General features: G+C 57.2%; 23 protein-coding genes. 7 read left to right on the top strand and 16 right to left on the bottom strand.

Annotated features, from left to right (window positions below; genetic code table 11):
* The first annotated feature begins 6 nt into the window (after positions 1 to 6).
* On the top strand, positions 7 to 2,865 hold the full coding sequence (locus H0484_RS11140) for an ATP-binding protein (RefSeq protein WP_226954710.1): 2,859 nt from the start codon (positions 7 to 9) through the stop codon (positions 2,863 to 2,865).
* A gap of 744 nt (positions 2,866 to 3,609) precedes the next feature.
* On the opposite strand, the gene H0484_RS11135 is transcribed toward H0484_RS11140, so the two are convergent.
* A complete protein-coding gene (locus tag H0484_RS11135) occupies positions 3,610 to 3,825 on the bottom strand; it encodes a hypothetical protein (protein ID WP_226954709.1) in 216 nt (71 codons plus the stop codon).
* A 40-nt stretch (positions 3,826 to 3,865) separates the two neighbouring features.
* On the opposite strand from H0484_RS11135, the gene H0484_RS11130 reads away from it, so the two are divergent.
* The 4 genes from H0484_RS11130 to H0484_RS11115 all read left to right on the top strand — a co-directional run bounded on the left by H0484_RS11130 (position 3,866) and on the right by H0484_RS11115 (position 8,805).
* On the top strand, positions 3,866 to 4,531 hold the full coding sequence (locus H0484_RS11130; RefSeq protein WP_226954708.1) for a hypothetical protein: 666 nt from the start codon (positions 3,866 to 3,868) through the stop codon (positions 4,529 to 4,531).
* Positions 4,532 to 5,220: 689 nt separating this feature from the next.
* Complete coding sequence (locus H0484_RS11125; RefSeq protein WP_226954707.1) at positions 5,221 to 5,925, top strand: GntR family transcriptional regulator; 705 nt, start codon at positions 5,221 to 5,223, stop codon at positions 5,923 to 5,925.
* A 10-nt stretch (positions 5,926 to 5,935) separates the two neighbouring features.
* Positions 5,936 to 7,231, top strand: coding sequence for a malonyl-CoA decarboxylase domain-containing protein (locus H0484_RS11120; protein WP_226954706.1), 1,296 nt, complete (start codon positions 5,936 to 5,938; stop codon positions 7,229 to 7,231).
* A 26-nt stretch (positions 7,232 to 7,257) separates the two neighbouring features.
* Positions 7,258 to 8,805: a malonate--CoA ligase gene (locus tag H0484_RS11115; RefSeq protein WP_226954705.1), complete on the top strand. Its 1,548-nt coding sequence runs from the start codon at positions 7,258 to 7,260 to the stop codon at positions 8,803 to 8,805.
* A gap of 77 nt (positions 8,806 to 8,882) precedes the next feature.
* Here the strand turns inward: H0484_RS11115 and H0484_RS11110 are convergent, their stop codons facing one another.
* From H0484_RS11110 to H0484_RS11095, 4 genes are read right to left on the bottom strand one after another with little or no spacing between them, the layout of a single operon-like run.
* Positions 8,883 to 10,532, bottom strand: coding sequence for an FAD-dependent monooxygenase (locus tag H0484_RS11110; RefSeq protein WP_226954704.1), 1,650 nt, complete (start codon positions 10,530 to 10,532; stop codon positions 8,883 to 8,885).
* A gap of 2 nt (positions 10,533 to 10,534) precedes the next feature.
* Positions 10,535 to 10,843 carry a YciI family protein gene (locus tag H0484_RS11105; RefSeq protein WP_226954703.1) on the bottom strand — a complete coding sequence of 103 codons (309 nt, stop codon included), beginning with the start codon at positions 10,841 to 10,843 and terminating at the stop codon, positions 10,535 to 10,537.
* Between the two features lie 4 nt (positions 10,844 to 10,847).
* Positions 10,848 to 11,690, bottom strand: a complete 843-nt coding sequence (locus H0484_RS11100) for an alpha/beta fold hydrolase (protein ID WP_226954702.1) — start codon at positions 11,688 to 11,690, stop codon at positions 10,848 to 10,850.
* On the bottom strand, positions 11,687 to 12,733 hold the full coding sequence (locus H0484_RS11095) for a peptidase M29 (protein ID WP_226954701.1): 1,047 nt from the start codon (positions 12,731 to 12,733) through the stop codon (positions 11,687 to 11,689). The genes H0484_RS11100 and H0484_RS11095 overlap by 4 nt, the downstream gene beginning before the upstream one ends.
* 48 nt (positions 12,734 to 12,781) lie before the next feature.
* On the opposite strand from H0484_RS11095, the gene H0484_RS11090 reads away from it, so the two are divergent.
* A complete protein-coding gene (locus H0484_RS11090) occupies positions 12,782 to 13,723 on the top strand; it encodes a LysR family transcriptional regulator (RefSeq protein ID WP_226954700.1) in 942 nt (313 codons plus the stop codon).
* 4 nt (positions 13,724 to 13,727) lie between these two features.
* Here H0484_RS11090 and H0484_RS11085 read toward each other — a convergent pair whose 3' ends face one another.
* From H0484_RS11085 to H0484_RS11040, 10 genes are all read right to left on the bottom strand, one after another.
* The gene (locus tag H0484_RS11085; RefSeq protein WP_226954699.1) at positions 13,728 to 15,026 is read right to left on the bottom strand and encodes an ABC transporter substrate-binding protein; all 1,299 of its coding nucleotides are present in this window, start codon (positions 15,024 to 15,026) and stop codon (positions 13,728 to 13,730) included.
* A gap of 275 nt (positions 15,027 to 15,301) precedes the next feature.
* Entirely contained in the window at positions 15,302 to 15,454 is a 153-nt protein-coding gene (locus tag H0484_RS11080; RefSeq protein ID WP_226954698.1) for a hypothetical protein, read from the bottom strand.
* Positions 15,451 to 16,197 carry a fused MFS/spermidine synthase gene (locus H0484_RS11075; protein WP_226954697.1) on the bottom strand — a complete coding sequence of 249 codons (747 nt, stop codon included), beginning with the start codon at positions 16,195 to 16,197 and terminating at the stop codon, positions 15,451 to 15,453. Before H0484_RS11075 ends, H0484_RS11080 begins: the two co-directional genes overlap by 4 nt.
* A 14-nt stretch (positions 16,198 to 16,211) precedes the next feature.
* Positions 16,212 to 16,700, bottom strand: coding sequence for a DUF2501 domain-containing protein (locus tag H0484_RS11070; protein WP_226954696.1), 489 nt, complete (start codon positions 16,698 to 16,700; stop codon positions 16,212 to 16,214).
* Positions 16,701 to 16,808: 108 nt separating this feature from the next.
* Positions 16,809 to 17,006, bottom strand: coding sequence for a hypothetical protein (locus H0484_RS11065; protein ID WP_226954695.1), 198 nt, complete (start codon positions 17,004 to 17,006; stop codon positions 16,809 to 16,811).
* Between the two features lie 306 nt (positions 17,007 to 17,312).
* On the bottom strand, positions 17,313 to 18,728 hold the full coding sequence (locus H0484_RS11060) for an FAD-binding oxidoreductase (RefSeq protein ID WP_226954694.1): 1,416 nt from the start codon (positions 18,726 to 18,728) through the stop codon (positions 17,313 to 17,315).
* A 4-nt stretch (positions 18,729 to 18,732) separates the two neighbouring features.
* Complete coding sequence (locus tag H0484_RS11055; protein WP_226954693.1) at positions 18,733 to 19,758, bottom strand: TRAP transporter substrate-binding protein; 1,026 nt, start codon at positions 19,756 to 19,758, stop codon at positions 18,733 to 18,735.
* A 44-nt stretch (positions 19,759 to 19,802) separates the two neighbouring features.
* Complete coding sequence (locus H0484_RS11050) at positions 19,803 to 21,095, bottom strand: TRAP transporter large permease (protein WP_226954823.1); 1,293 nt, start codon at positions 21,093 to 21,095, stop codon at positions 19,803 to 19,805.
* Complete coding sequence (locus H0484_RS11045; protein WP_226954692.1) at positions 21,095 to 21,640, bottom strand: TRAP transporter small permease; 546 nt, start codon at positions 21,638 to 21,640, stop codon at positions 21,095 to 21,097. Before H0484_RS11045 ends, H0484_RS11050 begins: the two co-directional genes overlap by 1 nt.
* The gene (locus H0484_RS11040) at positions 21,637 to 22,806 is read right to left on the bottom strand and encodes an alpha-hydroxy-acid oxidizing protein (RefSeq protein ID WP_226954691.1); all 1,170 of its coding nucleotides are present in this window, start codon (positions 22,804 to 22,806) and stop codon (positions 21,637 to 21,639) included. Before H0484_RS11040 ends, H0484_RS11045 begins: the two co-directional genes overlap by 4 nt.
* Before the next feature lie 195 nt (positions 22,807 to 23,001).
* On the opposite strand from H0484_RS11040, the gene H0484_RS11035 reads away from it, so the two are divergent.
* Positions 23,002 to 23,919 carry a LysR substrate-binding domain-containing protein gene (locus tag H0484_RS11035; RefSeq protein ID WP_226954690.1) on the top strand — a complete coding sequence of 306 codons (918 nt, stop codon included), beginning with the start codon at positions 23,002 to 23,004 and terminating at the stop codon, positions 23,917 to 23,919.
* A 12-nt stretch (positions 23,920 to 23,931) separates the two neighbouring features.
* Here H0484_RS11035 and H0484_RS11030 read toward each other — a convergent pair whose 3' ends face one another.
* On the bottom strand, positions 23,932 to 24,843 hold the full coding sequence (locus H0484_RS11030; RefSeq protein ID WP_226954689.1) for a LysR family transcriptional regulator: 912 nt from the start codon (positions 24,841 to 24,843) through the stop codon (positions 23,932 to 23,934).
* Positions 24,844 to 24,887 lie beyond the last annotated feature (44 nt).

Here is a 24,887-nt window from a genome sequence, read left to right as displayed (position 1 = left end):
TTCATCATGAGCCTGAAACCCTGGCGTGAGATCGCCCGCCCGCATAAAGACGTGCTTGAAGGTTCGTTCAAGCAATCAGAATTCGCCGCTGACATCACCCAGGTGGCGAAAGGAACCGCGCCTGAAGAGTATCAGGATGCGGAAAAATTCTTTGCGCGCACCTTCATCACCGAGGGCATGCGCCTCTTGCTGATGTCGGTGGCCCAACGCCTGGCGGGCCAGGGCGGAGACCCGGTTATCCAACTGCAAACTGCGTTTGGTGGTGGCAAGACCCACACCATGCTGGCGGTCTACCACCTAGCCACCAACACGGCGGGTACGGTAAATCTCAGGGATGTGCCGCCCATTCTGGACGCTGCCGGCATCCATGAGTTGCCACGCGCACGCATTGCGGTTCTGGATGGTATCCAGCAATCGCCCAGTCACGCTGTTACGCATGGCAATGTCACTGTAAATACACTCTGGGGGGAAATGGCGTGGCAGCTGCTGGGCGAAGAAGGTTACGCCCTGGTGGCAGACAGCGATGCCGACGGCACCTCGCCGGGTAAAGAGGTGCTGAAAGAGCTTCTTACGCGCGCGGCCCCCTGCGTGATCCTAATCGACGAGCTGGTGGCGTATATCCGTCAGTTGGAGTTGGGCAAGCAGTACAAGGGTGGCACCTTCGATAGCAACATCAGCTTTGTCCAGGGTCTCACCGAAGCGTTGAAGGCCGTACCTAACGCTATCCTGCTGGCTTCGCTGCCGGAATCCGAGTTGGAAATCGGCGGCACCATGGGCCAGCGGGCGCTGCAATCCTTGGAAAAATACTTCGCCCGCGTAGAGTCTGTCTGGAAGCCGGTCGGGGCCAGCGAGGCCTTTGAAATTGTGCGCCGGCGCCTGTTCGAGAGCCTGAGCGATGTGTCACAGGTGGAATCCACCTGCCGGCAGTTTTCCGATTTCTACCGGCAGAACGCCGCAAAATTCCCGGTGGAGACTCAGTCGCATGACTACCACGAGCGGCTGTGCGCGTCTTACCCAATACACCCCGAAGTCTTCGACAGACTCTATGAGGACTGGTCGACGCTGGATAAATTCCAGCGCACTCGCGGCGTGCTTCAGTATCTGGCCATCGTGATCCACCGGCTTTGGAATTCCGAGAACCGCGATGCCATGATCATGCCGGGGTCTCTGCCGTTGGAAGACTCCAATGTTCGCAATAAGTCTATCCACTACCTACCTCAAGGCTGGGAGCCAGTCATTGAAAAGGAAATTGATGGCCCCCGATCAGTGCCGGCGGCCATCGACGGTCAGAGCACGCTTTTCGGAGGCGTACAGGCCGCCCGGCGTGCCGCCCGTGCCATCTTCCTGGGTAGCGCGGCGTCGCACCAAGGGCAGTTGATACGCGGCATCCAGGTCGAGCGCATTTTGCTGGGTACAGTTCAACCAGGGCAGGCAATTGGCGTGTTCGAGGACGTGCTTAAACGCCTGCGCGACCAGCTGCACTACCTGTACTCAGAGCAAGACCGCTACTGGCTAGATACCAAGCCCAACCTGCGCCGCGAAATGGAAAGCCGCAAGCAGAACATTGATGAACGCGAAGAACTGCTCCCTTTGCTGAAAGACCGTGTGACCCGCGCCTTTGGCCGAAACCACCAGTTTGGTGGCGTTCACGTGTTTCAAGTGTCGGGCGATATTCCTGATGATTTTGCAGCCGGCCCACGTCTGGTGGTGCTCCCTGCCAATGCGGGCTACAGCAGGACGGAAACCAACCAAGCTTTTGGCGAGGCGGAGAAGATCCTTCGTTTCCGCGGAGAACAGCCCCGCCAGAAGCAGAACCGTCTGATCTATCTGGCGCCTGACTTTGATGTAGTGAGTCGCCTTAAAGACCAGGCCCGTGTATACCTTGCCTGGCGCTCCATTGCGTCAGACATCGAGAGCGGAACGCTCAACCACGACCTGTCACACCTGAAGCAGTCCCAGCGCAACCGTGATATTGCAGAACAATCCCTCACGCAGCTCATCCGGGAAACCTGGAAGTGGTTGCTCGTCCCTGTAGAGGACTTCGTCAAAGGGCGCCCTCAGCTCAGCTGGGAAGCCGTATCCATCTCTCCCGCTGCACCAAACCTGGTTGAGACCATCGAGCAGAAGCTGCGTGAAGAGGAGTGGGTGGTCTACGAGTGGTCTCCCGTGCACCTGCGCAAAATTCTGGCGGACTGGTACTTCAAGAATCGGGATGCGGAGGTATCTGCCCTGAAAGTCTGGCAGGACTGCTGCCATTACCTGTATCTGCCTAGGCTGGTGAATGCTGAGGTTTTCCGTGATGTAATCTCCCGAGGCGTTGAAACTGAAGACTACTTCGGCTTCGCTTCAGCCAAGGAAGATGATCGCTATCTGGGTTTCTGCTTCGGTCAAGGGGCTATCGTGCCGCTGGACGAATCATCCGTCCTCATTGAGCGTGAAGCTGCACTGACCTACGTGCGTAAGCAGGAAGAGTTCAAAAGACAGGCAGACGCCATCCAGAATGGAGGGAACGCAGCAGGCGCTACGGACAGCCTTCCCGCTGACGCTGGAAGTCAATCAACGACTAGCGCAGTAATTCACAGCAAGGGTGGTGACGACGGTACGACCGGGAGCAACGCAGCTCCGGAGCCCATGACCCATTTCTATGGGACCGTTTCTATTGACCCAGTGAGTGCGAAAAGCCGGTTTGCGACACTGATCGACGAGGTGGTGGAAAACTTCACCCTACAGCTGGGGGTCGACGTGGCCATCTCAATCGAGATCACCGCCCGCGCTAAAGACGGCTTCAGCGAAACGGTGCAGCGCACGGTCAAGGAGAACTGCAACGTACTGAAGTTCAGCGCGGCGGAGTTTGAGCGGGAGTGAACCGTCTGGAACAGGTCCAACGCTTCCCAATTTTGCCTTGCCGCGCCAGCCTTGAAGCCACGTTACGACCGCTCATTAGCTCTACATGACTCGCTGCGTGTCCACGAGTGTTCCGCTTGCTAGCATTTCCGATTTTAGGTTGGGGCTTTGCCCCCTCACCTTCGGTGAGCCTCCCCCAATACCTGTGTAGCGTTAATTTGTACGGAAACAACTCGTACATCACTGGCTAATAATCGAAGATGCTCGTTCTTGCCTTAGGCTCTTCCCTTTTGGGTTCCTCCAGAGTTGAGCCCGCGGGTGGTGAGGAAGAGCCCAGCCTTCCCAAGCTTCCAAAAAAGGAAGGTTCGAGAAAGCCTTCAAACTCGGTCTACGCGTTGCCGCGGTATGGAGCCGGAGTCGCCCGCCAGCCTTGCAGCTTCAGGGTGCTAGCTTCGCCGCCCTGCCTGGTGTCTCAAGCTTATCCCACAGTACCAGGTTGTCCCAGAAGCGCTGTCGTTATTTAGGCCGACCGCCCCTGCGGCAATGCGGTGTACAGCGTTGGGCCCGGTAGTAAAGTTGTTGAAGGGCTCTCGCTTTGCGGTCAACGAGCCCAGCTTTAATACCGCTCATGTAAGCCACGAGCTATGCACACGATGCGTTGCTTGTATGTATAGCGAGACCATCACAAAAAAGTTGGTCTATGGTCATTGATTTTATCTATCATTTTGTTTAATTGATAGGTTTTCATGGTGAGATCGCAAAGACCTAAAAATCTTTGCCCGCAATAACCACGCAGTCGTGCCTTGAGAGTCTCTCCCACAGCTCGTCCAAGCGCTGTTCTGCATCAGGTGCTTTCAACCACGCCAACCTCGCCTCCCACTCCAGTCTTACCTTCGCAAGGGCTTTTTCGAGCTCGGCGTCGTCCATACCAACGGCTGAACTTGACCTCTCCTGCTTTTCTGCATCATCTCTCGTACGCATCTTTGCCTCCATCGGGACAGCTCATCATATTTTGCTCGCCTTGCTTGTTGGGAGCAACTCCAAGGATTCCGAAGAAAAAACGCTATACACAGGGCGAGGCTATTTTCGCCCCGTATTTTCTTGTTTAGCGTTTACCTGCGCGTTTGGGGCCCTCGATGTTAAAAGAGAACAGGAAGACGCCCATGTTGCTCGCAATGCCGGTATTTCGCGTGGACAGTTCCTGCTGAACTTGCTCACCGTTCTGATGGCTGTGTGGGCTCTCTATCAGGGCTGGGCGACTTCACAGTGGCAGCAGGAAGTCACGGAGAGGCTGGAGAAACAGAGACAGACCGACCAACAGGTGCTCTACCAGCTCGACCAACAAAGGCAGCTCAACGACCGGATGCTCAAGCAACTGGAGTCCTTGACTGAAAAGGTGGAAAAAGCGCTTCTCCAGGAAGAAAAACGGGAGCGGCAGCGCTTCGTAGTTCGGGACCGCGTGGCTACCGTACGAAGATCGCCAGAGCATGGGTCACCAGTCCAAGGGGCGCTGTACCCGCGCGAGATGGTGCAGCCTTTAGCAGAAAGCGGGAAGTGGGTGCAGTTCACTTATTACCATGAGTGGCTGCAAACATACGAAGTTGGTTGGGCGCTCAAAAAGTATTTCGATCGAGTCCCTGCTCCACAGGATCGGGTGGACGACGAAATTGACGAGACGGGCTCATAGTCACTCCAAGTTAGAGGGCCCTGCAAAGTGTGCGACCCAGATCAATGCAAGTGTTGGGAGCGGCGCGCGATCTGCTCAGCTTTTGTGGGCCGTCCGCGTTTAGCAGGGCGGTCCATGGCGCGAGGCTTCGGACTGCCGGAGCAGTTCTTTTCATCGAGCCAGGCTTCCACTGCTTTGCGTGCGAAGCGAGGGTGCGCGCGCGCATCGAGCCTCGTAATGGGCGGAAGTGGACCGCATTTTGGATTATGGATGCGGTTGTAGATCGTTTGCACTGCTAGGCCGAGCTCTGCGGCAAGCTCCGCAGGGGTCAAAAGTAAGGACACAGCTATCTCCGTTAAGCAGCCATGTCGGCTGCATATAGGTATAGCTACTTTTTCCCGTTTTTTACTTGGATTCAGATCTGCGACACTTTTGCGGCACTTTTACAGGGAAATGTAGGTAAAATAGAGTAGTGCAGGGTAAGGTAAGATCTTGATTTATTGGGGAATTCGTATCGTTCCCTAGGGGGAATAGGCCTTCACACGGCAGGGGTCACTGGTTCGAACCCAGTACCGCCCACCAGAATTTCTCCGTTATTCCCTACACGCCAGTTTTGCACCGTGGCTTTTCCCTCTAAAGCCTTGGAAATTCATGCTTCTTTTCTCTATAATTATTAATTATTGATTTTCGAAGTCTGAAAGAGCGCTGCCATGGTCATCCGGATCGAACGAAAAGGCCTTTATCAGGAAGTCGCCGACCGCTTGCGCGACATGATCCAGAAAGGCGAGCTTCAGCCAGGCGAATGGGTGGACGAAGTCACGCTCACAGCCTCCCTGGACATTTCGCGCACACCCCTGCGTGAAGCCCTGAAAGTGCTGGTGGCCGAAGGCCTTTTGCACATGAAGCCGCGTCAGGGCTGCTTCGTGAACGAACTGACCATGAAGGATCTGGAAGAAATATTTCCGCTGATGGCCATGCTGGAGGGGCGTTGCGCCTACGAGGCTGCCACCAAGCTCACGGAAGACGAGCTGATCAGACTGGAGGCCATGCATGCAGAGCTACGCCAATTTGCGCAGCGCGGCGACGTCAATCAATACTATGCCGCCAATGCCCGCATCCACATCGCCATTCAAGAGCTGGCCGCCAATAACTGGCTGTCCGGCCTGATCAATAACCTGCGACAAGTACTTGGCCTGTTTCGTCATCGCAGCCTGAAACACCCCGGGCGCATCGACGAGTCCTATGCCGAACACGCCGCTATTTTCCAGGCGCTGAAGGCGCGCGACCCAGTACAGGCAGAGGCCGTCACGCGCGCCCACCTGCTGAACCAGCTCAAGGTTTTGCGCATCCTGTCGCAACAGGATGCGACGCCTTTGGCCGATACCCACATCAAGTCGTCCGCCGCAACGCATTAGGAGCCCCAGTATGGTGCAGTCAAAGCTCGAGCCCACCCAACTCCAGCGCAACGAGCCCCCCGCTATTACAAGCACGCAGCCCGCACCCGACGAAAGCCGTGTAAACGGCCTGCTCAGACAGCTTAGCCGCTGGTTTGAGCGCAGCCCGCTTCCGGGGCCACAGCACCTTCAAGCCCTTTACCTGGCTTCGCCCAAAGACGAAGCAGCCAACCGTCTTGCCCGCGAATGGGCAACCCGCTACGAACAGGCCGAAGACGACCAGCGGCGCCTGTTGCTAAACAACCTAGCACAAGCCGGCAACGACACCTCCAGCGAGTCGGCGGCGCAGTTGTTTCGTCGGTTATACGCGCAGAGTGACAATCTGGAGCTCATGGTGCAGCTGCGCGCGGACATGCTGCGCTGGCATACCAACGAAGCAAGTCTGTCTACGTTGGAACAGCCCCTCGCCGCCTTGTTGTCCAGCTGGTTCGATGTCGGCATGCTGGAAATGCGCCATATCAACTGGGACTCCCCAGCCTCCTTGCTCGAAAAACTTATCCAGTACGAAGCCGTACACGAGATCCGCTCGTGGGAAGATATGCGACGGCGTGTCGCCGGCGACCGGCGCTGCTATGCGTTCTTCCATCCACGCATGAGCAACGTGCCGCTTATTTTTGTCGAGGTCGCGTTGGCCGAAAACATGATTGCCGACGTACAGACTCTGCTTGATCCAGCTTTGCCAGTCGATCCGCTGCACAAGGCACGCTGGGCGATTTTTTACTCCATTTCAACCACACAGTCCGGCCTGAAAGGCATCAGCTTTGGCAACTTTCTGCTGAAGCGGGTCATCGAAGAACTGAAAAGCGAACTGCCCAAACTCAAATCCTTTGCCACCCTGTCGCCCATGCCTGGTTTTACCAAGTGGCTGGAAAAGCAATCAGCGTCGGATATCAAAAAGATGCTGGGCCAGCTGGCCGGCCAGGCGGCCAGCGACGACGCAGCTGGTGTGTCCTGGGCGCAACGTCTGCAGGCGGCCGTCGACTCGCAGGAGCCCGAAGCACTGAAGCGCTGCGGGCTGCGCCTGGCTGCCCGCTATCTGAGCGGCATGAAGGGCGGGCAGCCTATCGATGCCGTGGCCCGCTTCCATCTGGGCAACGGCGCCCGGATCGAGCGTCTGAACTGGGCCGCCGACCTGTCGTCTAAAGGCCGCCGGCAATCGGCCTCGATGATGGTCAACTACTTGTACGAGCCCGAGCAGCTTGACAGCAATCGGGCACAGCTGGAAGCCGGCACGCCCAAGGTGGCGCGTGCCGTGCAAAAACTCTAATAAAGAACCAAGGAAGGGGAAACATCGTGGAACATGACGACAACCTGTACTCCGTGCTGGAAACCGGGTTTGCGCAAGATCGCGGCACAGTTGCCATTGAGACGCCCGAGCGCACCTATAGCTGGGCCGATATCGACGCTATCAGCGGGCGCATCGCCAATCTGCTGTCCTCGTATCGGATACCGCATGGCTCGCGGGTGGCCGTTCAGGTGGAAAAGTCTCCCGAAGCCTTGATGCTTTATCTGGCTACACTGCGCGCCGGCCTGGTATACCTGCCCTTGAACACCGCCTACCGGGAAGGCGAAATCAGCTATTTTCTGCAGGACGCGGAACCCGCGGTGGTGGTGTGCGCCTCAAGCGCTGAATCGTGGTGCAAGTCGCTGGCACAAAGCTGCGGCACTTTGCATGTGCTGACCCTGGACGCTGACGGCAGCGGCAGCCTGATGCAAGCTGCCAACGACCAAAGCCCCGAATTCAAAACCGTGCCGTGCGCCGCCAACGACCTTGCCACCATTCTTTATACGTCGGGCACCACAGGCCGAAGCAAGGGCGCCATGCTTTCGCACGGCAATCTCACATCCAACGCACAAACGCTGCACCAATACTGGGGCTGGCGCAGCGACGATGTTCTATTGCATATTCTGCCCATTTTCCATGTGCACGGCTTGTTCGTGGCCGCAAACGGCGCCTTGCTTGCGGGCGCCAAAATGATATGGTTGCCCAAGCTCGACGCAGAACAGGCACTGCATTATCTACCGCGCTGCACGGTAATGATGGGCGTACCCACCCACTACGTGCGCCTGCTTAGCGAAGCTGGCTTCACAAAAGCGGTGTGCGGCCAAATGCGGCTCTTCGTCTCGGGCTCCGCCCCCTTGCTGGCGGACACCTTCCTCGAATTTCAGCATCGCATAGGGATGCCCATACTGGAACGGTACGGCATGAGTGAAACCGTCATGCTGACGTCTAACCCGTACGACCCCGCCCAAGGCGAGCGCTTGCCTGGCACAGTGGGCCGCGCCTTGCCGGGTGTTTCTGTGCGTGTAACAGACGATCAGGACCAAGCCATCGACATCGGCTTACCCGGCCACGTACAAGTGCGTGGGCCCAATGTTTTTTCAGGCTATTGGCGCATGCCCGAAAAAACACGCGAAGAGTTCACCGCCGACGGCTGGTTTCGCACCGGCGATATCGGTATGCTGGGCGGCCAGGGCATACCCGCCGACTATCTAAGCATTGTCGGGCGCAGCAAAGACCTGATCATTTCCGGTGGGTTCAATGTTTATCCCAAAGAAATCGAACTGCTCATCGACAAGGCACCCGGTGTGCAAGAATCTGCTGTCATTGGTGTTCCCCATCCTGATTTCGGCGAAGCCGTGATGGCGGTTGTAGTGCCCCGCCCTGGCACGCCGCCCGATTTATCCGCCCTGCAGGCTAGTCTTAAAAGCAGTCTGGCCAACTTCAAGGTACCCAAGAAGATCGTAATAATCGATGCCTTGCCACGCAACACCATGGGCAAGGTACAAAAGAACGCATTGCGGCAAGACTTTGCCGATACATTCACCAAGGCGAAATGAGCTTGTTCTGATCAAATTAGGCTCAAAAAAAACGCCGGTTATCCCCGGCGCTTTTTAAGCAATATTTAACAGAAACTTCAGGCAGCTTCCCGTTGCAAAGAACGCCCACTGACCGTTTGCAAAATAGCTGCGGCATCTTCAGCGGCATCGCCCCGCCAAGACACCATCATATCGGGGCGCACCAGTACCAGTTCGGCACCGTACAACTCTTTCGCGCCCGTGTGGCTAATTTCTTGTACAGTCAGAGGCACACCCAACAACTGCGCGTGCTGCGCCCAAGAGCATCCCGCTTTTTCCCCGCTGAAATCCAATAAAGTAAACCCCTGACCAAACAAATCCAATATGGATGTTTCGGGCGTCAACCAGACATGCGGGGCGCGGTGTCCCGGCCGAGCTGTGGGTACATAACGACGCGGATCATCAAGTGGCTCGGGAGTGCCGTCAGGAACGCAGATAGGCGTGTCGTTGTATCGATATCCAAGCAAAACTCCCGAAGACGCAAGAATCTTTTCCTGGCGCTGCAGTTCTTCACCCAGCTTCTGGCGTAAGGCCTTGCCCGCTTCATCATCAGCGTCCAGCTCAGGCCCATATTGCATTACCGAATACAGCTTGTCGAAGTTGTCAGCGGCTTCCAGCGTATTACGCACACCAATAGGGTGTCTTTCGGTGTGGTAGGTAGCAAGCAACTGCGGTGGTGCCCATCCCTTTATCACCGCTTCGAGCTTCCAGCCCAGTTCGACTGCATCCCCCACACCCGTGTTCATGCCCAGCCCGCCTGTAGGCGTGAACTTGTGGGCCGCATCACCCGCCAAAAACACATTCCCTACGCTGTACTGGTCAACGGTAAGCGCATGCGCTGTCCAGGGCTGAACCTCGATGACTTCCAGCGGAACTTGTTTACCCAACAACGCGCAAACGGCTGCGGCCGGATCAATGTCGTCCCATTCCTTACCCTCGGGCAAGATGAGGTGATATGTCCACAACGTACCGCCGTCCCAGTTCAACAGAAAACCGGCATACTCTTTACGCAACGGGAAATAGATATTGCCGTGATCAAAATCGTGAGCCTGCATGAAGTCGGGGCAGCGAAAGTAGATAGACACAAAACGTGCCATATTGCTTCGTCCCGACATCGGCACATCGAGCTGGCTGCGCACCAAAGAGCGTCCTCCGTCGCAACCCACTAGAAAACGACTGCGTATCTGCTCGACACGGCCCGACTCCAGGCATTCGATGCTTGCGGTCACCCCATCGGCATCTTGCTCAAACTCGCGTAGGGCCCATCCAAAACGGCTGTCCACGCAATCCAAGGTCTGTACATAATCTTTTAATGCATATTCAACGTGCTGCTGACCGACAATGGTCTTCAGGTACGGAGACCAGTACATCTCAGCCATGGGGTCAGCCTCCCCACTGGCTCGGGCATTCAGCAGTTGTTCATACGACAGCATCGATATTCGATGTAAAGGGTGCCCGTGCATGCTGGATACCCAGTAGTAATCCGCCGGATAATTTGCCGGAATACCCTTATTGACTAGCTTTTCATCAACTCCCCAACGGCGAAAGTATTCCATGGTGCGATTGCCTACAGCGTTCGCACGCGGGTGGGGGTTCACTTCGGCCCTTTGCTCGACCAATAAGCACGGCACTCCTCGCCACCCAAGCTCTGCTGCCATCGAAAGACCCACCGAGGCCCCGCCCGCGATCAATACCGGAACATTCTTCATTGTTACTCCTGCTTATTTGCTTCAGTAGGGTGAACGACGCACTCGAAAGCACGGATGACTACGCTTTCGAAAACACCGTTCAAGTTGTAGGGCTCGGCATCGAGAAAGGCCTGGGCCTCCGCCCGCGAAGTCGCCTTCAAAACAAGCAGAGATCCGATACGCCGTGATCCTGAATCGTCCAGCAAGGGGCCACCCATAAAGATCCGATCGGAATGCTGTTCGACATACTGCCGGTGCGCTGCGGCAGTGGCCGCACGTCGAGCCTGCATGCCAGGAGCGTCCTGGCAATGCACCACAAAGTATCTGGGCATAACGCTATTCACTTTTCACCTCATTGCATATAAACGCATGTACGACCTCATTGAAAAGCGCGCTTACTTCGAGATTCATCAAATGGCCGCAACGCGGTAAAACCTGCAACCTAGCCTTGGGCATCATGGCTTGAACCTCCTGCCCCATCTGGGGTGGCGTCAACCTGTCGTTCTCTGCGTACAACAATAGTGTCGGCCGGCTAATCAAGCGAATCTCTTCTGTGCGGTCAAAGTAAACAGCGGCTTCAAGCGCTTTCAAATACGACTGCGGACGCAAACGGCAAATGCTGGCATGCAATGCGTCATACACGTCGGCCTGCACATCTGGCCCTGCCAACGAGGCGATCAACTCTGGCGCTAACTGCTGCAAGCTACGTCCAGCCAGTAAAGGCTCTCGCCTTAGGCGCAAATAATCTTCACGTTGAGCCTGGCTAAGCGCCTTGCCGAAACTAGGGAACGAACCGCACATGGTTAGGCTTTGCACACGTGCGCCGTAGCGCCAGGCAAAATCCATCAATATGCGTCCGCCCATAGACAAGCCAACTAGATGCGCACGCTCGGCGCCCAATTCATCCATCAGCCTCAGCAAGTCGGCGCTGACTTCGTCGAACAAAAAGTCCCCTTCGTAGTCATCCGAGTCACCATAGCCGCGAACGTCCCACGCCACAGCCCGGTAGCCCTCGCCAGCAAAGTAACTCAGCTGCTCGGACCAGTTGTCTTTGTTGCCACCTATTCCGTGCAGAAAAATCACGGTTTCGTCGCCTGCGCCACATTGCGTATAAGCAATTTGAGGGTGGCCAGAAGTACGGCTGCAAGCCATTTCGTGACGCATTACCTGAGCCTTCATGCCAGCGGTTCCAGCAGACGGCCCTGCGAAACAATCGGCCTAGCGTCCAGCTCGATGCTGCAATGACGCAACGGCAGATCGAAGTGGCCATTAGTAAATCGGTCGGCGTACTCGTTGGCGCCAGTAGAAATCAGAAAATTGCCAGCAAAAGCGCGCAACTCGGTGCCATTGGTGTCGTGCTTGTCATACATGACCAAAGAGTCCCAGCGTGCGGCTGGATTCATCCCCCAGCCAACATGAGAAACACCATATGCGTTACGGTCATTCCAAGCCTCAAAATAGCTCTTCATCAGTTCGGCATCCAGGCCGTTTCCAGCAATGTCGACAACAAAATCATCTTCAATGGTTAGCACCACGCGACTTTCCAGATAGCGCTTGAAGGTCAGGTTGACATCGCCCACATCAAGTACGACAACACCATTCACACTATGCCTGCGGGGAAAACACAGACACAGTCCCCCCGGCCAATACGAGACTTTTCCGGGCTCTGTCACAAAGCCCGCAGACCCCCGGGCCGGCGCATCAGTCACATCGATGGTTAGGTCGGTACCAACAGCTGAATGCACACGCATACGTGAAGCCTGACTCAGCATGTCGACACCTAGCGCAACTTTTTTCTGCAGCGCTGGATCCGGCATCAAACGCTCCAGAATTTCAGGGTGCTCGTTGCTGATCATCATGAGCCGAGCGCCAGCGGAAAGTATGGTTTTCAACTCGCGCGAATGCAGCAATCCCTCTACTGTGCAATCCACAACCAGGGTAGAGGAGCGCAACGCAGCAATGACGGACTCATTACCCTGTATGGCCGTCGAAGTTCCCGTTGAGCGAACCGCCACTGGGTCGCTCAAGCGCGGGGTAGGCAACACAACATGAAAAACCTGCGTGCCCAGATCAAGGAGCGCTAGCTCGGCTAGCTTCACATTAACCGGCCGCGACAGCGTCTCAGACAAAATGGCGACACGATCACCGCGCCGAAGTTCGCACATCTGGAAGACACGACGAAAGCAGTCCACCCATTTATTCTCTATTTGTTCTACCAACATCCCTACCCCGTTGCGGTAATGTATAACCATAAAAATCAGCAAGCCATCATGCAAATGCACAGTTTCCAACCCACAGACCTCGAATACTTCATCGAAATCTGCCGGCTCGGCAGTATTTCCCAAGCCGCGATCCACCTGGGCGTGTCCCAGCCAGCACTTAGTAAAGCCATCCGCCGACTAGAGCAAATCGCTGGCGCACGACTTTTGGATCGCACCGCTCGCGGAATCAGCCCAACCGAAATGGGCTGCATCCTAGTACAGCGCGCCAGTCTGATCCTTCACGAACTGGACGCGACCCGCAGCGTGCTGCAAGAAATGAGCGGCGTACGCACCGGCTCCGTTTCGATGGGCGTACCGCCCACGCTTAACCACGGCTTCATTCCCGACGTAGTCGAACTAGCCGTACAGCAACGCCCCAAATTGCATTTCCGCGTCAGTGAAGGACTGTTCCAATCGCTCCTGCCCCAACTGCAATTAGGCAAACTAGATTTCATCATCAGCTCACCCACCTCGCTCGAAGCGCTGGCCACCGACCTACAATGCGAGCCGCTTGGCAGCAATTTATTCGTAGCCTGCGTCGGCGCCAATCATCCCCTCACCCAGCTCAACAACATTTCCGACGAATCGCTACAACAATATGGTTGGGTTCTGGTACCACCTCCTGGCGTCTTGCGTGATCAGCTAGATCATCTCTTTCGGCAACGCGGCCTTCAGCCGCTGGAGCCTCAAGTGGAAACCAGCTCTACGATGCTGTCCAAGGCCCTGATCACCCGCCAGAACCTTATCGGCTTTCTGCCTTTAGAAGTCTTCGCGGCCGAAGAGCAGGCCGGCATCATCCAGCGCCTAGACGTACCCTGGCTACACTGGCGACGCGAGTTGGCCCTAGTGCTTCGTCGCTCGCGCGCTCTAACCCCCGCAGCTGAGTACATGGTCAATCTGATCCGGCATCAAGCTGCAGCTCGCCTAGAGCGCCCAGCCCAGCCACATTAGCGCCTCATTCCTTCATAAGCTCCCACTTACCGTTCTTTACCTGCACCAATACACGCGCCCGATGATCCAAGCCGTTATGGTCCTGGGGGGTCATGGTGTAAATACCCTGTGTACCCACGACATTCTTCACATTGGTTTCCAATGAGTCTCGTAACGCCTGGCGCAGTTCTGGTGTACCTGGCGAAGCTGTTTTCAAAGCCTCAGGTAAAGCCGCTTGCAAAAGCAAATAAGCGTCAAAGGCGTAACCGGCAAACGGACTGCGGGCACTCGCACCATATGCATCGTCATACATCGTCAAATATTTGGTCGCCACCGGTTTGATCGGGTTCCCATCGGATAATTGATCAGCAAAAAGAAAGGGGCCGGTAGGCGCCACCGCAGCTTCGGCATGGGCGCCACCGATACGAATGAAATCACCGCTAACTGAGCCGTGAGTGTTGTACACCGTGCCCTTGTAGCCTCTTTCACTCAACGCAATATGTGGCAACGCCCCAGGCGCCCCCGAACCGCCCACCATGACGGCATCTGGTTGGGTAGCAATAGTTTTCAGCGCCTGTGTGGTAAGGCTTACGTCATTACGTTGATAACGCTCATTACTGGTCAGTTCAAGACCCGGCACCACATCTTGGGGATTCAATGTCTTGTAGACTGCCTCGCCCCAGGCATCGGCAAAGCCGATATAACCCAACTTCTGTACACCGTTTTGCTTCATGTGCTCAAGTACGGCATTCACCATTAGCGGCATGGGCTGCGGCACGCCGAATGTCCAGGGATGCTCAACACCATCAAGCAGCATAGGACTAAGCACAATGAGCGGAACCTTTGATTCGACGGCGACTTGCATCATTGCTCGACTGACAGGCACTGAATTGGAACCCACTAGCACATCGATCTTGTTCTCGTCGATAAGCTTTTTGGCATTGCGTACCCCTGTGGTCACATCCGACGCATCATCCAGCACGACATAACGCACGGCTTCTCCCCCAATTTCTTTGGGAAGAATCTCGAAAACATTGCGATAAGGAATACCAAGCACTGCACCCGGACCCGTAGTGCTAACCACCACACCTACAGACACTTGCGCCAAAGCCCCGCCAGCCGATGGCAGCAAGGATACGGCGGCCAGGGCACCCGCCAACTTACTAATTATTTTCATACTTATCTCCTCACCGTATTGTGATTTTCGGCTCTCAGTATTGGCCAGTGACGAATCTGGGACAAGTACGGCACCAGTTACTCGCACATAACATTTAGTTATGGGGGGCGTGTGCTCAGCTCCGATACGCTGCTCAAGGTTATCCATGTCAAGGGTTTTAAGCCGACGGTAGCGCCTTTGACCACGCATGACTGACATCGTGAGCGCTGCTGCTGTTGCAAGATGCGTCCGCCGTACTGAACTCGCAGCAGTTGGCCCTGATCAGTGACATGGCAGGAGCGCATGCGCTGGAGCAAGTACTTGCTCAGAAACAGAATATTGCGTATCACCAAACGGCTTTGGATTCCTTCAGAAGAGGAATCGCCCTTTGCGTGACCATGAAGGTGCACGTCAGGTTGACGTTGACGACGTCATTCCAGGCACTAAGAGGGAAGTCGGCAACGGGCGCGGTGACGCCTGCGCCGCACGGCATCCGCGTTGATGTCCGAGATATAGACCTTAGCCCCGTTTTTGAGGAAGGCTTGGGCCATGGCCAAACCGATGCCGCCGGCAGTGATCAGTACGCGTTGTGTCATTGGGGTTCTCCGGGTGGTGACGCCTCGCCCTCACACATCCAGGCATGCAGCCCGTCTACCCAGGATTTGGCGGGAAGGCCTAGAAATATGCGGATCTCTTCGGCACGCTGATAAAGCTTCTCGAAATCGACGGAGGGCGCGCGTTTGAAGGCGATGGCCACGATGTTGCTGTCGTGAACTTCAGGCAGCCAGGCTACCGCTTCAAAGGCCTGCCCTATGCGGTGCAGGTGCTCAAGGTGCTCTGGCCAATCGCAGTACAGATTGATGGTCATCATGCCTTGTGGCGCCAAGCAATTGGCGCAGGCGGCATAGAAAGCTTCGGTGCTTAATAAGGGGCTGATGGCCTGCGCGTCGTACAGGTCGACTTGCAACACGTCTATAGAGCGACGGCGGGAAAAATCCGACACATAATCCCGTGCGTCCATATTCAATACCGTCAAGCGCTTGTCGTCGGGCGCAAGGGCGAACTCGTCACGGCAAATATCGATCACGCGGGAATCAAGCTCGACGGCAGTGACGCGGGAGGTCGGAAATCGCTGATGGCAGAATTTGCTTAAGGCAGCGGCGCCCAAGCCCAATTGAACGATGTGGCCGGCGTGCTCGCGAAACAGCAGCCACATCATCATCTGCTGCACGTATTCCAGCTCGATATCGTAGGGCTGGTCGATGCGCATGGCACCTTGCACGGCGGAAGAACCGAAGTGCAAAGTCCGTACGCCATCGCTTTCTTGGGTGTTTAGCATGGCTAAGCGAGCCGTTACAGCAACGACGAAGCGTTCTCCAAGACGTAATCGCAGGCCTTTTCCTTCAAGTTGCCTTTGATGCTTTCCAGATTTAACGACGAGCCATCGCTACCCGACAGCAGCCCGGTCAGGCCTTGCTGGTAGCTGGTGTCTTGCTGCTGGGCCTGTGCGCCGCCCAGGTTCAGTTTGTCTAGCAGTTTGTCTTTGACTGAAGCAGCACTCGATGCGTTCAGGTAGTTGTTCTTGATGCAATACTGCAGCACGCCGGCTGCGTTGCTGGCGGTGCTGCCGCCTATGCTGGGCAGCCCCAGCGTCGACCCCAGCGCCCCCATGCCGCCCAAGGCGCTGCCGGACGAACTTGCCGACGATGCCGCTTGGCCGCCGCCCAGGCTTTCCGTCGCCTGGCTCTTGATGCTATCGAGCAAACCTGACGACATCGCGGGACCCACCATAGACATCAGCAGTACAGACCCGGCCAAGACACGTTGAATAGATTCGCGCATGCATACTCCTTTCTGTTGCAGAATAACCTAGGGCTATGCTACTGCGGATCTCGGCAGCACACTATTAACAATGGCAAAGGGGGTGTTGCGTATTGTTCATTCAAACGCTTAATTCAGCGCCTCGTTAGCCGCCTCTTCAGGCGTCAGGCCGTTGTAAAACATGTCGGTGAACCATTCGGCGTTTTCGTCGATGTGGTCTTGGGCTTCGCTGGGCGAAGCGCCTGCGGCAACCAGAAAGCCTTCGACTTCAATGCACCATTCGATGAGCGCGACTTCGTCCGGATCGAGTTGCGGTTTCTTTCCCATATATGCTCTTTGGAATAAGGTTTTCAAAAGCCGAGCGCGTGTGCGTATGGCGGCGTGTGCAGGGGGATATTATCGCCCCGCGCGGGCATGAATTTGGTTTTGCCGAGCACAAATTGAAAGACCCCGCCTTTTGGCGGGGTCTTGCTGCCTTGATGACAGCGGCACTTACGGGATGTAGTGCGCGAAATTGCCTTTAGTGGCAACTGACTGCCATATGAGCGGCAGTGAGTTCACTTTACGCCGCCAGCGACTTGGGTTCAAGTCAGGGAAAACACTGAATTTGACGGTGACGTAGGCGGCTGGTCCTCAGTCTGGCAGAACTTTGCCCGGATTCATCAAGCCCAAGGGGTCCAAGGCGGCTTTCACGCTGCGCATCACCTCTAGGGCCTCACCGTGCTCAATGCGCAGGTATTCGCGCTTACCCAAGCCCACCCCGTGTTCACCCGTGCACGTACCGCCGCAGGCAATGGCGCGCTCTACCAGTCGGCGGTTCACTTCTTCTGCGCGCCGTACCTGTTCCGCATCGTCGGGGTCTATCAGCAACACCATATGGAAATTGCCGTCGCCGACGTGACCAAGAACTGGTGCGGTAATGCCCGCTTGGCGCGCATCTTCGCGAGCGGCGCGTATGCATTGCGCAAGCTCGGTCAGCGGCACGCACACATCCGTGGTCATCATGCGCTTGGGGCGCTCGTAGGCCATGCAGGCGTAAGCGCAGTCATGGCGTGCACGCCACAGGCGGTCGCGTTCCTCGGCTTGGGTGGCGCTGGCAAAAGCCCGACCGCCGTTGTCCTCGCATAGCTCTTGAACGATCTGGCTGATTTCCTGGGTTTGGGCGGGCGAACCGTGAAACTCGAAAAACAGGTGGGGCGTGCACGGCAAATCCAGCTTGGAGTAGCGATTCGTGGCGTCTATCATGACCTCGTCCAGGAACTCCAGACGCGCCACGCCCAGCCCCGATTGCATGATGGCAACGGCAGTGTCCACCGCAGCGTCAACGTCAGGAAACTGACATGTGGCGCTGATGACGTGCTCGGGGCGGGGGTACAGGCGCAGGGTGATTTCCGTGACGATGCCTAGCGTGCCTTCGGCGCCCACGAACAAGTGCGTCAGGTCGTAGCCGGCTGATGATTTACGTGCACGGCTGCCTGTGCGAATAATGCGGCCATCCGCCAGTACGACCTCCAGGCCGCGCACCACGTCCGCCATGGTGCCGTAGCGCACCGTATTGGTGCCGCTGGCGCGCGTGGCGGTCATGCCGCCTATCGAAGCGTCGGCCCCTGGGTCTACGGAAAAGAACAATCCCGTATCTTTGATGCGCTCGTTCAAGGCACGCCGCAGCAGGCCTGGCTGCACCACGCAATCGAAGTTGCCGGGGTTAACGGACAGCAGCTGATCCATTTGGCAGGTGTCTATGACCACCCCGCCATGCACGGGGATGAGCGCGCCTTCTACCGATGAGCCCGCGCCAAAAGGAATCATGGGGATGCCGTGAGCGTGGCAGATGCGGGCTACGCTTGAAACTTCAGCGGTATTTTGCGGGAAGACCACGATGTCCGGCATTTGTGGTGGGTGCCAGGATTCGTCTCTGCCGTGTATGGCTCGCACGGATTCGCCGGCCGAGGCCCGGTCGCCCAACAGCTCGCGCAGCTGCTGGAAGGCGAGTTCCAGACGCTGCTTGTGAGAGGCATCGGCGGCAAAATGAGGGCTAGGGTGATTCATGCTTTTATTTCTCCGCTTCAACCTTGGCGATTTCTTCCTTGAACATTTCCAGGGCAGCTTGGCCGTCTACGCCCAGCTTTTGCATGCGGGCAAGCCAGTCGTCGCGCAAGGCGTCGCCTTCGGCACGAATGCGAGCCAGATCGTCGTCGCTGGCGACAACCACCTCATAGCCTGCGGCTTTCATTTTTTCCCAGGCTTCGGCATCGACTTTGTCCCATGCTTTACCGGCCAGGCGTGCAAAGGCTTCGCCCGAGGCGGCATCGAAGGCCTTGCGGTCTTCGTCGCTAAGCTTGGCGTAAGCATTGTTGTTGATGATGAGGTAGTGGGTGTCGCGATACAGGCCGCCCGGCACCTGGTAGGCGTTCTTCATCAGCGGCAACAAGCGGAAGCTGTCAACGGAGTCGGCATTGAACATGGCGCCGTCCACTACACCGCGCGACAACAGTTCGTAGGCTTCGCTGGCGGAGGCAAACTGAGGCACGACACCCAAGCGTGTGGAAATGTCTTGAACAATGCCGCCGGTGGCGCGCAAACGCATGCCTTTCAGGTCGTCCAGCTTGGCGACAGGTTTGGCTTCACGGGTATAGAAGTGCCCAGGGCCGTGGGTATACAGCCCCACCAAATGCACGCCTTTGAACTCATCCAGTGGCGCAAAGTGCTTTTGGTGCGTGCGCCAATAGGCCACGGCGGCGCTTTCTGCGTCGTCAGCATAGCCAGGCAGGGTCATGCCATAAGAGGAAGGAAAGCGATCTGCGGTGTAGGCATGCACGCTGAGCGCCATGTCGGCTACGCCGTCGCGCACCAAGTCAAAATGGGCAGGTGGGCGCCCCAAGGCAGGCAAAAATTGCACTTTCACGCGGCCTGCTGTCGTGTCTTCAATCTGGGCTGCCCACGGTTGCAGAATCTGCGTCGTAATCGGGTGGGTAGGCGGCAGCCAATTCGAGAAGCGCAGCACCGTCTGGGCAGAGGCCAGGGAGGAAAAAGTGGCTGCGGCGATCAAGCCTGCGCTAATAAGCATCTTCTTAAGCATGTGTTGTCTCCGGTATAGGTAGAGTAATAAGTACTGATACAGCGCTAAAGACTGTTGGGCAGAAACAAAGTGATGATGGGAACAGCGGCCAGCAAGGCCAACCTGAAAACATCGGCCACGACAAAAGGCAGCACGCCGCGTACGATGGTGTTGGTGGCCACATCGGGCAAGGTGGCGCGCAGCACAAAAATATTCATGCCCAGCGGCGGTGTGATCAGGCTGATTTCCGTAACGACGACAACGATGATCCCGAACCATATCGGGTCGAAACCGTAGTTCATCATCAAGGGGAAAAAGATAGGCACGGTCAGCAACATCATGGACATGCTTTCCAGCACCAGGCCCAGAACGATGTAAACCACCAGCACACCCACGAGCACTTCGGTGGGGCTTAGGTTCATGACCTTGACCCAGGCCTCCAGTGCCTGCAGCAAGCCACCTACGTTGACGAAGTTAGAGAAGATCAGCGCACCGATAACGACGATGAACAGCATGGCTGTCATACGGGCGGTTTCCACCAGCACTTCGAAGCACTCTCGTACCCCCATGCCGCCGCGCACAATGGCAAACACGCAGGCGAAGCCGGCCCCTATGCCGGCGGCTTCCGTAGAGGTAAACACACCCAGATAGATGCCGCCAATAACCACCAGAAACAGCGTGGCCACCCCCCACACGCGGCGCATCACGCGCAGGCGCTCGGGCCAAGAAGTGCGTTCGCCGGGCGGGCCGGCTGCCGGGTCGAACACCGCCACCAGGTAGGCGGCAGCGCAATAAAACCCCAGGCCGAGCAGGCCGGGCACAATACCGGCAATAAAGAGCTTGTCGATGTCGGTATTGGTCATCAGGCCATACAGCACCAAAGCCACCGAGGGAGGGATGAGAATGCCCAGTGTTCCGCCCGCTGCAATAGCGCCCGTCGCCAGTGAATCTTTGTAGCCGAACTTGCGCATGGACGGCATGGTGACGCGCGACATGGTGGCCGCTGTGGCCAGGCTGGATCCGCACACGGCGGAAAAACCGGTACAGGCCATCAAGGTGGAAAGCGCCAAGCCACCGCGCAGATGCCCGACAAAAGAATACGCTGCCGAGTACAAATCCTCTGACAAACGGGCACGGGTAATGAAGTTACCCATCAGGATGAACAGCGGCAGAATCGCCAGGTTGTAGCTGAACGCCGTGTCGAAAGCGGTCTGACCCACCATGGACAGCGCGCCGGGCCAACCCACAACCAGACCGAAGCCCAGAAAGCCGGCCAAAGCCATGGAAATAGCGATGGGCACGCCGATGGCGGCCAATACAAAGAGCGCGGCGAGGCCGATAAACAGGCTGGAGGTCATCATGATGCGTGCCCTTCTTGGTCTGGGTGGGAAGCCCCGGCAATGGCTTGGTACCAGAAGCGCAATGCATGCCATAGGAAGATCAAGGCAGCGGCAGCGGCACAGACGGTAATGAACCAGGCAATGGGTGATATGGGAATGCGCAGGAAGGGCGTGGTGTCGCCATAGCGCTGCAGCGTCAAGGCTTTCTCTGCAATACGCCACGCCAGCAAACCCATGCCTGCCGTGCTGATCGTGCCCACGATGGCATTGGTAAACGCTTGCACACGGCCATGCAGGGCCTGGCTAAGGTAATCCAGGCGTATATGTTCGTTGCGGGCGGTGACCAAAGGCAGCGCCGAAAACACGGTGATGCCCATGGCCAACTCTATGATTTCAGCGGCGCCGGGAACGGGGGAATTAAAGAGATAACGCCCGGAGACGTCCAGCAGCATCAGCACCATGATGCTGAGCAGCGAGACCGCAGCACAAAATGCGGCAATCAGGCCGGCGGCTCGGCAGATTGCCGACGACCCTTGCCCGGTTGAACTAAGGGGTGGCTTCATAGGGTCTCCAAAGAGGGGTGAATCACAGGCAAAGACGGAGAAGGCGTGTTGCGATGCAAGTACTGCCGTCCGAGTTGAGCGCTACTGGGGCAACCCAACTGAATCAGGGCGTTTCGGTATTCATCTTGAAGGATGTCCAGCGCTTGCTGCACGCCGACTTGGCCGCTGCTGGCCAAACCATAAAGCGCGGCGCGGCCTATCATGACCGCACTGGCGCCTAGCGCCACGGCCTTGGCAATATCGCTGCCGCGTCGTATGCCGCCATCCATCAATATTTCGAAACCTGGCATGGGCGGCAGCTCAGTCAGCACGTCCAAAGCCGTGCGCGAGTCGTCCAGTTGACGCCCGCCGTGATTGGAGAGCACCACACCGTCCATGCCCATAGCTTGGCAGTGTCGTATGTCTTCAGGGTGCAGCACCCCTTTTACCAACATGCGTCCCGGCCACTGCTGGCGTATGCGATCCAGGGCTTCCCAATCGAAGCTGGCATCCATGGCGCGGCTCAGCAAGGCTGCACGTGCTGTTTTGGTCTTTGCCTCGGGCGTGTTGAAGTTGCCCAATACCGGCAGACCGTGTTTCAGATAACGCCACGACCACCCAGGGCGTCGCATGCCGTCCCAGATCAGACTGGGGCGCCAGCGCACCGGCAATGCAAATTGATTGCGCATATCGCGCTCTCGCTTGCCGTTGACCACCACATCGGTGGTAACGACCAAACACTCATAGCCGGTGTTCTTGGCGCGTTCCACCAGCGACTGCGCCAGCACGGGCTCGATGACGTAAAGCTGATACCACAGCCGCCCACCCGCATGCTGGGCAATATGTTCCAGAGGCAGGCTGGAGGCGGTGGAAAGCGTGAACGGAATATGGCTGTGCGCCGCCGCGCGAGCCAGAGCCAGGTCGCCTTCAGGCCAGAACAGCGCGTTCAAGCCGGTAGGCGCGACCACGGCGGGAAAAGCGGCGGCTTCGCCCAGGATGGGCGCGCTAATGTCGATATGACGCAGGTCGACCAATCGGCGGGGGCAGAACTGCCATTGTTGGAAGGCATCCCGATTGGTTTTCAGGGTGCGTTCGTCCAGGGCGCCACCGGCCAGATAGTCGTAGACCAGCCTGGGCAATGTGCGCCGAGCTTGATCATGCAGGTCTTCGATATTGATGCTTTTCATGCGGTGAGGTGTTCACGATGCCTGTGAGGTTCACGCCGCCTCCACCCTTTTCCTTGAATGGAAGGGGTGTCATGGCAGCCAAACAGGCACCGTTGTCTCCTGATTTTTTATAGTTGACAGCTGGTAAGGCTGCCTATTGTGTCGCGCATGGCAATATAAGACAATAAAACAGAACTAATGAAAAACATTAGATAAATGAATATTGAGAAAATCGATCTCAACTTACTGCGTTTGTTCGACGCGATTTACACGCGCCAAAAAATCAGTTTGGCTGCCGATGCCTTGGGTATTAGCCAGCCTGCCGCCAGCCAAGGGCTAACGCGCCTGCGAGGCATGTTGGGTGATCGGCTCTTTGTGCGTGCGCCAGGCGGCGTCAGGCCCACTCCCCGTGCCGAGCGTTTGGCGGCATCGGTGCGCAATGCCCTGGAAATCCTCAGCCAAGCGCTGGCCGATGCCGATGGCTTCGACCCTGCCCGCACCCAGCGCCTGTTTCGAATACAGATGATGAGTGACATGGGCGACGAGCGTTATCTGCCCAAGCTGATGCGCGAGATCGAGCAATGCGCGCCCGGGGTGCGCCTGGAGGTCGTGAATCTGCTTCAAGACAATCTTTCTGAAGCGTTTGATAACGCGCAGGTGGATTTTGCTTTTGGTGCCTTGCCGCGCTTGCAAGGCTGCAATATGCAGCCGCTGTTCGACGACCGCTATGTCGTCTTCTTCCGAAAAGGCCACCCTAAGCTATGGCCTTTGAACGGCACCAGCCCGCCGGTTTCCGCCTTGCAGGCTTTAGAGTTCGTCGCGGTTCATGCGCATGCCGACACTTTGCGCATCGTTAAGCTGCTGGGTCTGGAAAGCCGGGTGCGCCTGATCACCCAAAACTTTCTTGCGCTACCCGCCATCATCGGTGAAACCAATCTCTGTGTGTTGATTCCGGCCAGCACCGCCCGCGTGTTTAACCACGCCGGTGGTTTCGGCACCATCAGCCCCGACGTGCCCCTCAGCGGCATGACCATCTCGCTGCACTGGAGCCGCCGCTTTCACGACGACCCCGCCATCATCTGGTTCAGGCAGATGTCCAGGCGCTTGTTCGCGAAAACGCCTTATCAAGAGTGAGGGGGGTAGGCCTTAGCGCCCCGCACCCCCCGCCATCGTCCGAATCTCCTCCAGCAGCCCCTGCGCCGCCGGCAGAAGGCGGCTGCGGCTGCGTTGCAGCAGCGCCAGCTGTCTACGCCAGCGGGTGGCTTTCATGGGCAGGGGGCGCAGTAGCTGATTTTGTTCTTCAAGTTGAAACGAGACGCGCGCCATCACGCTGAGGAAGTCGCTGCGGGCCACCAGGGCCTTGAGTGTCTGGATGGCATTGGCGGTGACAGCGGCGGTCGGCGGCTCTAGGCCGGCGCGTTGGAAGGTGGCGTTCAGCTCGGTCCAGAGTACGTTGCCTCTTTCCGGTATGGCCCAAGGGTAGCGCAAAAGCTCCGCCAAGCCGGCTTGGGGCGTATGCGTCAGGGGGTGATCCCAGCGGGCCAGTATGCAGATTTCGTCTTGGAACAAAGGGGTAGCGCGTATGCTGCTGTCCAGGGGCTCGTTCCAAAGGCCGGTAATGGCGAAATCCACCTCTTGGCGCAACAGCCAGGCTAAAAGCTGATTGCCGGTGCCTTCTACAACATGGATGTGCAGGTGGGGCGCTTTGAGCCGTGTCTGCTGAATAGCCTGCGGCAGCAACTGCAGGGCGACGCTGGGCACGACCCCTACGCGTACCAGGCCGGTGGCCGAGCCCTTGAGCAGTTCTATCTCTTCTTGTACACGTCGGCCTTCGGCTTCCAGCAGTTCGGCATGGGGCAGCAGGGCGCGGCCAAAGGCGTTGAGCTCCATGCCTGTGGAGTGGCGTACGAAGAGCTTGGCCCCTAGCCGGTCTTCCAGGCGGCTCAGGATGCGGCTGATGGCGGGCTGGGTGAGGGCCAGCGTGGCGGCGGCGTTGCCTATGCTGCCCAGTCTGGCCACGGCCAAGAAGGCGGTGAGTTCTTTTCTATCAAAAGTCATACCAAATTGTGATGAGCAGATGCAGAAAATGCAATGCTTGGTTG

The organism is Mesopusillimonas faecipullorum (assembly GCF_020539505.1).
GTDB classification, from domain to species: Bacteria; Pseudomonadota; Gammaproteobacteria; order Burkholderiales; family Burkholderiaceae_B; genus Mesopusillimonas; species Mesopusillimonas faecipullorum.
This window is presented reverse-complemented; position numbering and strand designations above follow the sequence as displayed.

Coding starts and splice junctions, on each gene's coding strand:
- H0484_RS11140 (WP_226954710.1), top strand. CDS start 7: ATGAGCCTGAAACCCTGGCGTGAGATCGCCCGCCCGCATAAAGACGTG.
- H0484_RS11135 (WP_226954709.1), bottom strand. CDS start 3,825: ATGCGTACGAGAGATGATGCAGAAAAGCAGGAGAGGTCAAGTTCAGCC.
- H0484_RS11125 (WP_226954707.1), top strand. CDS start 5,221: ATGGTCATCCGGATCGAACGAAAAGGCCTTTATCAGGAAGTCGCCGAC.
- H0484_RS11120 (WP_226954706.1), top strand. CDS start 5,936: ATGGTGCAGTCAAAGCTCGAGCCCACCCAACTCCAGCGCAACGAGCCC.
- H0484_RS11110 (WP_226954704.1), bottom strand. CDS start 10,532: ATGAAGAATGTTCCGGTATTGATCGCGGGCGGGGCCTCGGTGGGTCTT.
- H0484_RS11105 (WP_226954703.1), bottom strand. CDS start 10,843: ATGCCCAGATACTTTGTGGTGCATTGCCAGGACGCTCCTGGCATGCAG.
- H0484_RS11100 (WP_226954702.1), bottom strand. CDS start 11,690: ATGAAGGCTCAGGTAATGCGTCACGAAATGGCTTGCAGCCGTACTTCT.
- H0484_RS11095 (WP_226954701.1), bottom strand. CDS start 12,733: ATGTTGGTAGAACAAATAGAGAATAAATGGGTGGACTGCTTTCGTCGT.
- H0484_RS11090 (WP_226954700.1), top strand. CDS start 12,782: ATGCAAATGCACAGTTTCCAACCCACAGACCTCGAATACTTCATCGAA.
- H0484_RS11085 (WP_226954699.1), bottom strand. CDS start 15,026: ATGGATAACCTTGAGCAGCGTATCGGAGCTGAGCACACGCCCCCCATA.
- H0484_RS11080 (WP_226954698.1), bottom strand. CDS start 15,454: ATGACACAACGCGTACTGATCACTGCCGGCGGCATCGGTTTGGCCATG.
- H0484_RS11075 (WP_226954697.1), bottom strand. CDS start 16,197: ATGCTAAACACCCAAGAAAGCGATGGCGTACGGACTTTGCACTTCGGT.
- H0484_RS11070 (WP_226954696.1), bottom strand. CDS start 16,700: ATGCGCGAATCTATTCAACGTGTCTTGGCCGGGTCTGTACTGCTGATG.
- H0484_RS11065 (WP_226954695.1), bottom strand. CDS start 17,006: ATGGGAAAGAAACCGCAACTCGATCCGGACGAAGTCGCGCTCATCGAA.
- H0484_RS11060 (WP_226954694.1), bottom strand. CDS start 18,728: ATGAATCACCCTAGCCCTCATTTTGCCGCCGATGCCTCTCACAAGCAG.
- H0484_RS11055 (WP_226954693.1), bottom strand. CDS start 19,758: ATGCTTAAGAAGATGCTTATTAGCGCAGGCTTGATCGCCGCAGCCACT.
- H0484_RS11050 (WP_226954823.1), bottom strand. CDS start 21,095: ATGACCTCCAGCCTGTTTATCGGCCTCGCCGCGCTCTTTGTATTGGCC.
- H0484_RS11045 (WP_226954692.1), bottom strand. CDS start 21,640: ATGAAGCCACCCCTTAGTTCAACCGGGCAAGGGTCGTCGGCAATCTGC.
- H0484_RS11040 (WP_226954691.1), bottom strand. CDS start 22,806: ATGAAAAGCATCAATATCGAAGACCTGCATGATCAAGCTCGGCGCACA.
- H0484_RS11035 (WP_226954690.1), top strand. CDS start 23,002: ATGAATATTGAGAAAATCGATCTCAACTTACTGCGTTTGTTCGACGCG.
- H0484_RS11030 (WP_226954689.1), bottom strand. CDS start 24,843: ATGACTTTTGATAGAAAAGAACTCACCGCCTTCTTGGCCGTGGCCAGA.